The following is a 12,405-nucleotide window of genomic DNA, read 5'->3' on the forward strand; positions in this document are numbered from 1 at the left end:
TACTGCGGTCTACGGGACGGCGCCGAACGTGAAGCCACTGCGAGATTTGGCCCTGGTTTTAGCAGTGGGCGCACGTTCGGCGAAGATTCAGCCGCTAAGACGGCGTGCCAACCCGGATGCGCGCACGGCTCGCCGCTCGACCGCGGCCCGCACCGCGGATTCGGCGCCGACGACACGCACCTTTGACTTCGCGCGGGTGACCGCCGTGTAGAACAGTTCGCGCATCAGCAGCCGCGAATCCTCCTGCGGCAGCAGCACCGTCACCTCGTCGGCCTGACTGCCCTGGCTCTTGTGGATCGTCATCGCGTGCATCGTTTCGACGTCCGAGAGCCGGCTCGTCGCGAACTCCTGCCGCTGCGATCCCGCGATCACCGCCCGCAGCACGCCGTCGCGCATCAGAGTCACGCCCGTGTCGCCGTTGTAAAGCCCCAGCCCGTAGTCGTTGGCAGTCACCAGCACTGGCCTGCCGGCATACCAGTCCGACCAGATCGGGTCGCCGGTGTCCTCGGCCAGCCACCGCTCGACCTGCCGGTTCCAGAACCGCACCCCGTACGGCCCGCGCCGGTGCGCGCACAGCAGCCGGTGCTCGTCGAGCGTCTGCAGCGCCACCTCGGCGTTGCCGAGGAGCGCCGCTTCCCGCAGCCGAAGTGCCTGCGGCACAACAACCGTGCGCAGATGCTCCGACGGTTGATCGGTACCGATCCACTCGATGTGGTCGCCGCCCGCCCGCAGCACCTCGATCGCCGTATCCGCCTCGCCCTCGCGGATCGCCGACGCCAACGCGCCGATCGACTCCCCGAACCGGTGCGGCGTCTTCAGCGCCGCCAGCTTGGAGGTGTCCAGCCCGTCGACCAGATCCGCCAGCACCGCGCCCGCCTCCACCGACGCCAGCTGGTCCGGGTCGCCGACCAGGATCAGCCGCGCATCGGGCCGCACCGCCTCCAGCAGCCGGGCCATCATCGTCAACGACACCATCGACGTCTCGTCGACGACGATCACGTCGTGCGGCAGCCGGTTGCCCCGGTTGTGGCGGAACCGGGCCGACGTGTCCGGCCTGCTGCCGAGCAGCCGGTGCAGGGTCGTCGCGTGCATGCCTGACAGCGCCTCCCGGTCGGCGGCGTCGAGCTTGTCGACCTCCAGCTGGACCGCTTCCTGCAGACGCGCGGCCGCCTTACCCGTCGGCGCCGCCAGCGCGATCCGCAGCCGCGTCCCGCTGGCCAGCAGTGCCAGCAGCCGAGCGACCGTCGTCGTCTTACCCGTGCCGGGACCGCCGGTCAGCACAGTCAAGCCTTGCGCCAGAGCCACTTTCGCCGCCGCGCGCTGCTCTTCGAAACCGGTGGGGAACAGCCGGTCGACGTCGGGCGACACCTTCTCCGGCTTCACCGCGATCATCGTGTGCACGTCGTCGCACACCTGCTGCTCCTCCAGCCAGTAGCGGTCGAGGTACAGCAAGTCACCATAGAGCCGCAGCGCAGGCGGACTGCCTGCCAACGTGCTCGCCTGGATCGCGGCGAGCCAGCCGTCGACCTCCGGCCACGGCAGCCCGTCGACGCCGACCTGCTGCTCGACCGACCGCATGTCCACGCACACCGAGCCGTTCCGCAGCGCGCGCACCGCCAGCGCGATCGCCAAAGCGACCGTCTGGTCGGTCTCGGAGGCCAACGTCGTGAGCCGCTGCGCCACGTGCACATCCGACGACTCCAGCACGTCTGCCTCGCCGAACGTCTGCAGCAGTCCCGTCGCGCTGCGCGCTCTGCGCCATTCCATCGTCGTCATGCCGCTGCCCGCCCGATGTCGAGAAGATCCGACATCGCCTCGATCAACGCCGCAGGCGGCTGCCAGCTGAACACCCCGGCCGGATGGCCGTCAACCACTCGGGTGTTCGGACCGCACATGCCGCGCAGGAACAGGTACATGATGCCGCCCAGATGCGTCGACGGCGTGTAGCCCGGCAGCCGCCACCGCAGGAACCGATGCAGGACCACGCTGTACAGCAGCGCCTGCAAGGGGTAATCCGAGTGCAGCATCGCCTCGGCCAGCCGCGGCTGCCCGTAGTCGGCGGCCGTCAACGGCTCCGACGGGTCGCCGAGCCAGTTCGTCTTGTAGTCCACGACGACATACCGGTCGTCGATCCGCAGTACCGCGTCCACCGAGCCCGACAGGTAACCCTTCAGCGGCTGGGTGCCCAACGCCAGCCCCGTCAACCGGTCCGCATACGACGTCAGCGGATCGTTCTTCGGCAGGTGCGCGCGCAGCAACTCGCCGACGTGGGACAGCCGGATGTCCGGTGCCGCCGCACGCAGATCACCACCCGCCAGCGGGAACTCGAAGTCCATCTCCCGCATGCGGTTGCGCAGCCCGATCTGCCGCAACGTCACGCCGTCCGCCAGCGGGCCGAGGGGAGTGTCGTGAATCGGAACCATCGCCGCCGCCAACACCTCGGACGGCACATCGACCGGCCACCACACCGCGTGCTCGCGGATCTGCGTGTCCAGCTCGGCCTGCAGATCGGGTGCGAACGGGTCGGCGGTCTCCAGCACGGCGTGCACCAGCGTGCCGAACTTCGCGCCCATCGGTAGCTCCGCCATCGGCGACGGCACGTCCGCACCGACGGCCGACGCCGTCAACGGAGTCTCGGCGGCTTCGTCGTCTAGTTCGACGACCTCCGGCTCGCTGCTCACCGGCGTCGACTCGACCGCGCGGATCAGACCTGAGTACGACGTCCGCCGCCACTCGGCATCGATGCGGCGGTGCCAGTGCCGCGCCGCCAGATCCGCACGCACCTCCGGAGCGGGTAGCGCGGCAATCGGCTTCACGACCGACTGCTCGACGACGAGCCCGCCCGCCGCTTGCCACTCCTCGAACCGCGCCATCGCGTCGGAGTCCGAAACCTTTTCCGGCTGAACGCGATCGGGCACCGCGACCTCATTCGGATGCCTGCCGCGCAACAGCCGCGACAACCCGCCGTTCGGCTCGTCCCAGGACGGCGCCCACCACGCCACCACCTGCGACTGCGCGCGCGTCATCGCCACGTACATGAGCCGGCTGTCGTCGCTGGCATCCTCTTTGCGGCCGAGCACGGAGACGGCGTTGTAATCGGGGCTGTCGATCCCGCCGACGTGCAGGCACCGCTGCCCGTCGTCGTCGTGGAACAACACCAACTCGGGCGTGCGGACGTAGCGGTTGAACGAGAACGGCAGGTACACCACAGGGAACTGCAAACCCTTGGCCACCCACACCGTCATGATCTGCACCGCGGCCGTGTCGTGGTCGAGCCGACGCGCGCGTTCCGTTGCGCCGCTTCTGTCCTCGCGTTGCTCGCGCAACCAGTCCCGCAGCGCGGGCAGGCTGAAGTGCTCGCGGTGGGCCGTCTCCTGCAGCAGCTGCGTCATGTGCGCGAGGTCGGTCATCTGCCGCTCGCCACCCTGCCACGACAGCACCCGGTTGCCCATCTCGCCGATCTGCGCGGCCTCGAAGATCGCGGCGACACCGCGCTCGCGGGCATGGCCTGCCCACTCCCGCAGCGTGTCGGCGACCTCGTCGGTCAGCGTGTCGCCGCCCTCGACGAGCTGTTCGGCCGTCTTGCCGAAGAACATCGTCGCCGCCGCGGCCCGCACCATGCCGGGCCGGTGCGGCTGGTCGAATGCCTCGAGCAGGCACAGCCAGTCCTCGGCGGCGTCGGAGGTGAAGATGTCGGAGTCGCCGGTGTACACCGCGGGGATGTTCGCGTCGCAGAGCGCGCGGTAGCACGCGCGGGCGTCTTTGTGGCTCTCGACGATCACCGCGATATCGCGCGCCTCCAGCGGCCTGTTCTCGAACGTGGCGTCGCTCGCCAGCAGTCCGCCGATGTCGGCGGTCAGATCCTGCGGGACGTGCGTGCGCAGGTCGTCGATCCCGATCGTGCGGGTTCCGCTGCGGCCGAACTCCTCCCGCTTCACCACCCGCAGCCGGAACGGGTCGTCGCACGGCGCCCCGTGCAGCCGCGAGCCGTGGTACTGCGCCTCGACCTCGTGCACGATGATCCGCTCGTCACCGAGCTGGGCGCCGCCGAGAAGGACCTGCAGCCGGTCGACCAGCGCCGCGTCGCTGCGCCAATTCCTGCCGAGCGTCATCCGGGTGCCCGCGGTCTCCGCGGCCTTGAGGTAGGTGACGATGTCACCGCCGCGGAACGCGTAGATCGCCTGCTTGGGATCGCCGATCAGGATCAGCGTCGAGCGCGTCGTGAACGCGCGGTCGATCACCTTCCACTGCACCGGGTCGGTGTCCTGGAACTCGTCGACCATCACGATCGGCCACCGCTGGTGCATCCGCAGCGCAGCCGGTGAGTCGTCGGCGTCCAGCGCATCGGCAAGCCGGGTCAACAGGTCGTCATAGCTGATGACGCCGCGACGGCGCTTACGCACTTCGAGTTCGGCCAGAACATCTTTCGCGAACGCGACACACACCGCGGCGCGGGAGTCCGGGGGCGGCTCCTTCGGCCGCAGCTCCGTCGCCGGATGCTTGACCACCTCGCGGGCCAGCTTCAGCGCGTCGGCGTGGCTCAGCAGCGGATCGTCGCGCTCCTGGCCGAAGTGCCGCAGATATAGGTCGTCGACGATCTCGCCGACCAACTCGTCGAGGCTCTCCACCAGCGTCACACCGGAATCGCTGTCGCCTGCCACGCCCAGCGACTTGAGCACCATCTGGCAGAACTGATGGGTAGTGGCGATCGTCGCCGCGTCGAAGGCGGCCAGCGCGTCGCGCAGCCGTTCCCGGCGCAGTGCACGCTCGTCGACGGAGCAGTCGAGCAGGTGCGCGATCACCTGGTTGTCACCGACCGCGGCCGGATCGTCGAAAGCCACGACGGCGTCGACGATTTGACGCCTGACCCGGTCGCGCAGTTCCTGCGTCGCCGCCCGCCCGAACGTGATCAGCAGCATCTGGTCGAGCGTCGCCTCACCCTCGGCGATGTAGCGCGTCACCAGACCCGCGAGCGCGAACGTCTTGCCGGTCCCTGCGCTGGCCTCCAGCACGGTAGTTGAGCGCGCGGCGGGCAGCGGGCCCAGCAGATCGAAGTTGTCCATCATTTTCCTGTGCTCCTCGCGTGCGCGCACATTCTTGTGCTCCTCACGTGCGCGCTACGCGTCCATCGCCCGCAGCATCGGCAGCCACAGCCGGCAGGCATATTCGCCGAGCCCCGCGTCGACGAGGACGCTCAGCGAGGCCCGCTCGCCCCACGTCCGGACATGCGCAGGCTCGGCATCCTCGCCGGGATAGCGGTCGGACTTCCACCGGTACCCGGCGACGCGCTGCGGGTCGCCGTGCGTGTGCGTGGCCTCGGCCCACGCGTATGACGTCTTCACCGGCAGCGGCAACGGCTCGCATCGCCCCTCGTCGTACAGCGCGACGAGATCGGCGAGCAGCTCGACCGGTGACTCGTGCGGACGGCGCAGCGTCTCGATCCGCAGCGGATCCTTCTTGGCGCGGCCGATACAGACCGCCGACCAGTCGCGGCCGGGATCGTGAGCCATCAACGCAAGCAATGGAATCCACGACTGCAGGAAGTGGCGCCCGTCGATCTTCGAGTACGTCACCGACACCAGTCGATCGCCGAACACCGGCGACACCGTGCCGGTCAGCCGCCGACCGCCGAGATCGATGTCCACGTCCACGGCGTCGGCCGTCGCGCCGCGGTAGGCGCGTGCGGCGTCTGCCAGCAGAACCGCCTGTTCACAGATCACCGTCGCTTTGCGCCAGCCCAGCCGCCCCGGCGGCAGGGTACCGCGGCGCCATTCCGCGTCGCGCGCCTGCGCGGGCGCCATCCCGTGCAGCATGTCGTCGAGCATCCGGTCGCCGACCGTCCACTCCTCGAGCGCGTTGATGTCGACGGGCATGGCGTCCTCGACGCCGTCGACCTCCCACGGCAGCGTGAAGTCGAGCGCGCGGTAGAAACCCTTCACCGGGTCGCGGAAGAACGCGGCGAGGTCGGCGAGCACCACATCGTCGGCCTGGGGAGCGGGCAGCGGCCCGGAGATGAACGGCGGCTTGTCGGCGCGGTCACCGGCCCTCGCCCGCGCGGCGGCGAGCACGCTCGAATCGAACGTGAACGGCTCGCCGGGGATCAACGCGCCGGGGATGACGTTGCGAGTGTCGAAGGGCTGCAACGGATGTTTGACGACGATCGTGTCGCGCACCTGCCGCTCGGTCGTCCTGTCCAGCGTGTCGAGGAGCTCGGCCAGCGGCACCGCGGGCGGCCGCTCCTGCCCGGAGTACTCGTTGGCGCCGGTGTAGGTGATCACGAGTTTCTCGGTCGCGGCGCCGATCGCGTCGAGCAGCAGTTGCCGGTCCTCGGAACGGATGTCGCGCTCACCGGTCATCGGGTCGCGGGCGAGCACGTCGTCGCCGTCGACGACACCGAGCCGTGGGAAGACGCCGTCGTCGAGACCGACCAGGCACACCACCCGGTGCGGCACCGAGCGCATCGGCACCATCGTGCACACGGTGAGCGTGCCGGTGCGGAAGTTGGCCCTCGTCGGCCGCCCGGACAGGTGGCGGTCCAGCAGCGCGCGGACATCGGGCAGGCGCAGCAGCGTGTCGTCGCGGGGACCGGCGTGGGTCAGCACGTCGCCGAACTCGCGCTGCAGCTGGCTGGTCTGCCACGCGTCGTCGTCGTCGACACGGGTCAACAGCCCGATGCCGTTCTCCAGCGCGGTCAGCCAATCGCGCAGCGGCTTTGCGCCGGTGAGGGAGTCGACGACGTGCTCGAGCCGGTCGACGTACTCGGCCAGCTGGCCGGCCAGCTCGACACGGTTGGAGCTGACATCGTCGAGCGGCAGGGTGGCCTCGATCCAGGCCCGCGAGTCATCGGACATCGCGACGCCCGCGAGCACGCGGTCGATGCCGAAACGCCACGTGTTCTGCACGAAGTCGACGCCGTAGGGCTTGCGGTGGTCGCGGTCGAAACCCCAGCGGATGTTGGCCTGACGCACCCAGCGGGTGATGTCCTCGAGGTTGTCGTCGGTGAACCCGAAGCGGGCCCGCACCGGTGCGGCCTGCGCGAGGTTCAGAACCTCGCTGGAGGTGACGCGGCCGCTCGCGAGTGCCAGCAGTTGCGACGCCACCCCGAGCAGCGGGTTGGTCTGCACCAGCGATCGGTCCGCAAGGCGCACCCGCAGCCTGTGCGCTGCATGCACGCCGTTGATCATGTCGCCGAGGCCGAAGCCGGCGACGATCAGCGGCGCGTAGGTCTCGATGTCGGGGCACATGACGAGAATGTCGCGGGGTTCCAGCGTCTCGTCGTCGGCGAGCAGGCCGAGCAGAACCTCTCGGAGCACGTCGATTTGGCGGGCCGGGCCGTGACAACTGTGCACTTGCACCGAGCGGTCGTCGACGCGCAGGGTCCGCCCGTCGCGCCGCACCTCGTTGGCGGTGATGTCGGACTGCAGCCAGCCCAGAAGCGTTTCGGGCCGGTCGTGGGCGCCGAGATACTCGTCGGTCTTCGGGTTCTCCGGCAGGCCGCGCTGCAGCTCGCGAACGTCGCGGCCGAGGGTGGCCAGCAGCGGATGACCGACCTCGCGGTGGCTGGTGTCCTCGCGGCGGGGAAGCTGGCCGTGCACGTCGGCGAGCGACCGCCACAGGTTGTCGCTGGGATGCGGCAGCCACAGGTGCAGGTCGTGATGGGTGGACAGCGCGTCGAGCAGTTCGATCTCTGTCGAGGGCAGCCGCGTGTGCCCGAACAACGACAGGCGCTCGGGTAGTTCTGTGGACGACTCCTGCAACGTCGCAACCGTTTTCGCATGTCTGATGTGCGGCGGATCGGCGTCGACGCGGTTCAGCACCGCGCGCCAGAGGTGTGGCTGCCAGTCGAGGTCGGCGGTGACGCCACCGTCGTCGCCGGATTCCCAGTCGATGAGCAGCTGCGGCCGCTGCCGGGCGTAGGAGGCGAACAGTCCTGCCAGCCGTCGCGCGACGGCGTAGCGGCGGCCCATCCGCAGCTCGCGTTCCTCGCCGGCCTCGAAGTGGCCGAGGTGGGTGGCCAGCGTCTTGCACCAGCCGTCGTCGCAGCTGGCGTCGACGACGTCGAGCAGCGGCCAGACGAGCGCGTCGGGATGCCAGGGATCGTCGTCGGCGGTGCCGGTGATCTCGGCGATCAGCGAGCGCGGGTTGCGGAAGGAGATGCCCGCGCAGACGCCGTCCTGTCCGGAGCCGCGGCCGAGGATGTGGGAGAGCCGTTGGCTCAGCCAGCGCTCGACGCCCTTGGCCGGGACGATGACGAGCTCCTCGGCGAACGGGTCGGGCAGGGGATGGGCCAAAAGGGCACCCAGCCCGTCGCCGAGAAGATCGGTGCGCTCAGCACGATGGATGTGAAACGCCATCGGTGGAGAGACTACGGGGTAGGGGTGACGTCCGTTGGTGGGTTTGGTCGGCGGCAAATGGGACAGTAGACACGACAGAGGACGGGAGGGCCCCATGAGCGAGACGACGACGTCGCCGCGGCTGAGCGAGCGGTTCCAGGAGGCGCTCGTCTACGTGGCCAACCTGCACAACACGCAGACCCGCAAGGCCAGCGAGGTGCCCTACATCGGTCATCTCCTGTCTGTCGCCGGCCTGGTGATCGAGGCCGACGGCACCGAGACCGAGGCGATCGCCGCGCTCCTGCACGACGCCGCCGAGGACCAGGGCGGTGACGCGACGCTGGACGAGATCGAGAAGCGGTTCGGCAAGGACGTCGCGACGATCGTCGACGAGTGCAGCGACACCGTCATCACGCCCAAGCCGCCGTGGCGCCAGCGCAAGGAGAGCTACATCGCCCACCTGAACGAGGCGTCCGACAGCACCATCCGCGTCTCGATGGCCGACAAGCTCGACAACGCGCGGGCCATCCTGCGCGACCTCCGCCTGCACGGCCCGCAGGTGTGGCAGCGATTCAACACCAACGATCCGCACGAGCACCTCTGGTACTACCGCTCGCTGTTGGAGGTCTACCGACAGCGGAGCAACAGTTGGCTAGTCGACGAGCTGGCGCGCGTCATCCACGCGCTCGAACAAGAGGTCGGCCCGCCTATGGCCGCGACGGTCTGAGGGCGTGACGCGAAATAGCATTCCTGGTCGTTGAATCGGCGAAATCACGACCGTAGTTTCTCTTTCGCAGTCTGAGGGCCTGACGCCCTACCCCAGCTGCGCTACCAGCGCCTCCGTCACCTGCTCGGTCGACGCGCTGCCACCCAGATCGCCGGTCCGCGTCTCCGGCTTCGCCAGCGTGGCCTCCATCGCCGTCAGCACATCAGCGGCCGCCTCCGCATGGCCCAGGTGGTCGAGCATCATCGACGCCGACCACACAGCACCCATCGGGTTCGCGATGCCCTGACCGGCGATGTCCGGCGCCGAACCGTGCACCGGCTCGAACATCGACGGGTACTCCTTCGTCGGATCCAGATTCGCCGACGGCGCGATGCCGATCGACCCGGCCACCGCCGCCGCGAGGTCAGACAGTATATCCCCGAACAGGTTCGAGCCCACGACCACGTCGAACCGCTCCGGTTGTAGGACGAACTTCGCCGCCAGCGCGTCGATGTGTTCCTGGTCCATCCGCACGTCCGGATACTGCGCCGCCCGCTCCGCGACCACCTCGTCCCAGAACGGCAGCGTGTGCACGATGCCGTTGGACTTCGTCGCCGACGTGACGTACTTGCGCCGCGTGCGCGCCAACTCGAACGCGAAGTCCGCGATGCGGCTGACGCCGACGCGCGTGAAAATCGATTCCTGCACCGCCATCTCGTCGGGGAAGCCGCGGTTCATCCGGCCGCCGATCTCGCTGTACTCACCTTCGACGTTCTCCCGCACGACGACGAAGTCGACAGCGCCCGTCGTCCGCAGCGGGCTCTGGACACCGTCGAACACCTTGATCGGCCGCAGGTTGACGTACTGGCGGAACGCCCGCCGGATCGGTATCAGCAGCCCCCACAGCGAGACATGGTCGGGCACACCGGGCCAACCGACCGCCCCGAGAAAGATGGCGTCGAACCCGCGCAGTGTCTCGATGGCGTCGTCGGGCATCATCGCGCCCGCACGCTCGTAGCGCTGACACGACCAGTCGAAGTCGGTGTAGGACAATTCGACTCCGTGTTTCGCGCACACCGCGTCGAGCACAGCTCGCGCCGACGCGATCACCTCGCCGCCGATGCCGTCACCCGGAATGACGGCGATGCGTTGCGGGCTCACGTGCCCAAGCCCAGGAGGCTGACCATGATCGGCAGCAGGATGATGATCAGGATCGCGCCCGCGATGTCGAACGCGACGCCCGACCGGATCATCGTGGTGATCCTCACGACACCCGAGCCGTACACGATCGCGTTCTGCGGCGTCGACACCGGAAGCATGAAGCCGAACGACGCGGCGAACGTCGCCGCCAGCGCGGGTACGAACGGATTGATACCGGCGGCCACCGCCACCGGGATGATGATCGGCACCACCACCGCCGCAGAGGCTGTGTTGCTCGTCGTTTCCGACACGATGATCGCGAGGAGCACCGCGAAGATTGTGATCGCAACACTGCTGCCGAGACCCAACGCGTCGTTGACCGAGGTGCCGATGGTCTCGGCCAGGCCGGTCGAGGAGATCAGCGACCCGAAGATGATGCCGCAGCCGAAGAGCACGATTGTGCCCCAGTCGATCTCAGCGGCGTCACGCCACCGCAGGGTGAACTCGCGGTCTTTCCAATCCGTCGGCAGCAGGAACAGTAGCGACGCGCCGAACACGGCAACGACGCCTTCGTCGAATCGGTCGCTGACGAACTCGTAGGCGCCGGACTCGGTGCCTGCGATCAATGCGACGACGCCCGGCATGATCCACAGCGCCACGGTGATCGTGAAGGCGATCAGCGTGTTCTTCTCGGCCCGCGACAGCTTGCCCAGCTTTTCGCGCTCTTCGGCGACGTACTCGGCGACGCCGTCGATCCGCTTGATCTCCGGCTTGTTGAGCCGCAGCAGGATGACGGCCAGCAGCACGAACATCAACGCGCAGATGGGTAGCGCCAGCATCATCCACTGGAAGAAGCTGATGCGCTCGCCGGTCGCCTCCTCGATGAGGCCGCGACCGATCAGGTTGGGCGGGCTGCCAACGGGGGTCAGCAGGCCGCCGACGCTGGCGCCGTAGGCGAGCATCAACATGATCGCGGCGCCCACCCGTAGGCGTTGGGGATCGAAGTCCTGTTCTACATCGCCGCGGCTCTGCATCAGCTTGGCGATGACGCTGATGATGCCGATCGCTGTCGGCAGCAGCATCGCCACCGTTGCGGTGTTGGAGACGAACGCCGAAAGCAGGCATGTGATCGCACCGAACGCGAGGATCACGCCTGTGGTGGACCGGCCCACTGCCGGAAGGTTGAGGATCCAGAAGGCGAACCGGCGAGCGACGCCGTGTTTGAGCATCGCGGCCGCGAGGATGAAAGCGCCGATGAACGTGAAGATCGTCGACGACCCGAACGGGCCGAGGACGTCGTCGACCGGCGCGACACCGAGGAACACCGCGACGGCGACGCCGAGCAGACCGCCGATCGGGATCGGCACCGCCTCGCTGATCCACAGGGTGATGACACCGAGCAACACCGCGGCAAGCACCTGCTGCTCGCGCGGAATGTCGATCGGCAGCACCAGGAAGACGATGGTCAGCAGTGGCGCGAGGAACAGGCCGACGGTGCGCCGGCCCTTCTCGAAACGTTCCTCCTGCGGAGACAGTCGCTGCTCGCCGAGGCTGCGATAGGTACCAGTGCCGAGCAACGCCCTGTCGACGTCAGTGGGCTTGACCCGGTCGTCAGTCGTCATGGCGCGCTCCGTCCACTGCGGCGTGTGTGCTAGACCACATTCTGTGACGGGATTGCCTCTTCTGATCATGACCTAAACCTCTGTCGAGGGATATCGCCGGCGGTACCAGAGCGCACAGCCATCCGTGCCACGATGAAGCCATGCCTGACGACGACTTGGCCGGCGAACGCGATTTCAACGCACGCAACATCGAGGAGTTCCGCAACAATGGCGGCAAGGTGGGCGGCCAGTTCGAAGGCTTCCCGCTACTCATCCTGACGTCCAAGGGCGCCAAGAGCGGCGCCGAGCGCGTCAACCTCATCGGCTACTTCGACATCGACGGCAAGATCTACATCGTCGGGTCCGCGGCCGGCCGTGACGCCAGCCCCGCCTGGGTCTTCAACCTTCGCGCGCACCCCGACGTCGAGGTCGAGATCGGCTTCGACCCGCCGCGACGTGTCACCGCCAAGGAACTTCCGTGCGACGAACGCGACCGCGTCTACGAGCTCATCACGGAGCGCGCGCCCGGCTTCGCCGAATACGAGAAGCGCACCGACCGCGTCATCCCCGTCTTCGAACTGGCCACCAAGGCTTAACCCCGTCGGGCCACGGGTACATAGCCGGA

7 protein-coding genes are annotated in these 12,405 nt (G+C 68.4%); 2 read left to right on the plus strand and 5 right to left on the minus strand.

What is annotated here, in order from left to right:
• Window positions 1-87: 87 nt before the first annotated feature.
• From recD to recC, 3 genes are read right to left on the minus strand one after another with little or no spacing between them, the layout of a single operon-like run.
• Window positions 88-1,776 (minus strand): exodeoxyribonuclease V subunit alpha, encoded by a 1,689-nt coding sequence (gene recD, locus C6A82_RS04515; protein ID WP_396836776.1) that lies wholly within the window; start codon window positions 1,774-1,776, stop codon window positions 88-90.
• Window positions 1,773-5,063 (minus strand): exodeoxyribonuclease V subunit beta, encoded by a 3,291-nt coding sequence (gene recB, locus C6A82_RS04520; RefSeq protein ID WP_105348555.1) that lies wholly within the window; start codon window positions 5,061-5,063, stop codon window positions 1,773-1,775. Before recB ends, recD begins: the two co-directional genes overlap by 4 nt.
• 54 nt (window positions 5,064-5,117) lie before the next feature.
• Complete coding sequence (recC, locus tag C6A82_RS04525; protein WP_105348531.1) at window positions 5,118-8,354, minus strand: exodeoxyribonuclease V subunit gamma; 3,237 nt, start codon at window positions 8,352-8,354, stop codon at window positions 5,118-5,120.
• 94 nt (window positions 8,355-8,448) lie between these two features.
• Between recC and C6A82_RS04530 the strand changes: the two genes are divergently transcribed.
• A complete protein-coding gene (locus C6A82_RS04530; RefSeq protein WP_105348532.1) occupies window positions 8,449-9,060 on the plus strand; it encodes an HD domain-containing protein in 612 nt (203 codons plus the stop codon).
• Between the two features lie 87 nt (window positions 9,061-9,147).
• Here C6A82_RS04530 and C6A82_RS04535 read toward each other — a convergent pair whose 3' ends face one another.
• Entirely contained in the window at window positions 9,148-10,200 is a 1,053-nt protein-coding gene (locus C6A82_RS04535; protein WP_105348534.1) for a tartrate dehydrogenase, read from the minus strand.
• Entirely contained in the window at window positions 10,197-11,801 is a 1,605-nt protein-coding gene (locus C6A82_RS04540; RefSeq protein WP_105348536.1) for a DASS family sodium-coupled anion symporter, read from the minus strand. Before C6A82_RS04540 ends, C6A82_RS04535 begins: the two co-directional genes overlap by 4 nt.
• A 140-nt stretch (window positions 11,802-11,941) precedes the next feature.
• Here C6A82_RS04540 and C6A82_RS04545 point away from each other — a divergent pair, with 140 nt between their 5' ends.
• The gene (locus tag C6A82_RS04545; RefSeq protein WP_105348537.1) at window positions 11,942-12,376 is read left to right on the plus strand and encodes a nitroreductase/quinone reductase family protein; all 435 of its coding nucleotides are present in this window, start codon (window positions 11,942-11,944) and stop codon (window positions 12,374-12,376) included.
• The last annotated feature ends 29 nt before the right edge of the window (window positions 12,377-12,405 follow it).

The organism is Mycobacterium sp. ITM-2016-00318, assembly GCF_002968285.2.
GTDB lineage: Bacteria > Actinomycetota > Actinomycetes > Mycobacteriales > Mycobacteriaceae > Mycobacterium.

Excerpts from the sequence above, each read along its gene's own strand:
- C6A82_RS04545 (WP_105348537.1), top strand. The coding sequence starts at position 11,942 with ATGCCTGACGACGACTTGGCCGGCGAACGCGATTTCAACGCACGCAAC.
- recB (WP_105348555.1), bottom strand. The coding sequence starts at position 5,063 with ATGGACAACTTCGATCTGCTGGGCCCGCTGCCCGCCGCGCGCTCAACT.
- C6A82_RS04530 (WP_105348532.1), top strand. The coding sequence starts at position 8,449 with ATGAGCGAGACGACGACGTCGCCGCGGCTGAGCGAGCGGTTCCAGGAG.
- recD (WP_396836776.1), bottom strand. The coding sequence starts at position 1,776 with ATGACGACGATGGAATGGCGCAGAGCGCGCAGCGCGACGGGACTGCTG.
- recC (WP_105348531.1), bottom strand. The coding sequence starts at position 8,354 with ATGGCGTTTCACATCCATCGTGCTGAGCGCACCGATCTTCTCGGCGAC.
- C6A82_RS04540 (WP_105348536.1), bottom strand. The coding sequence starts at position 11,801 with ATGACGACTGACGACCGGGTCAAGCCCACTGACGTCGACAGGGCGTTG.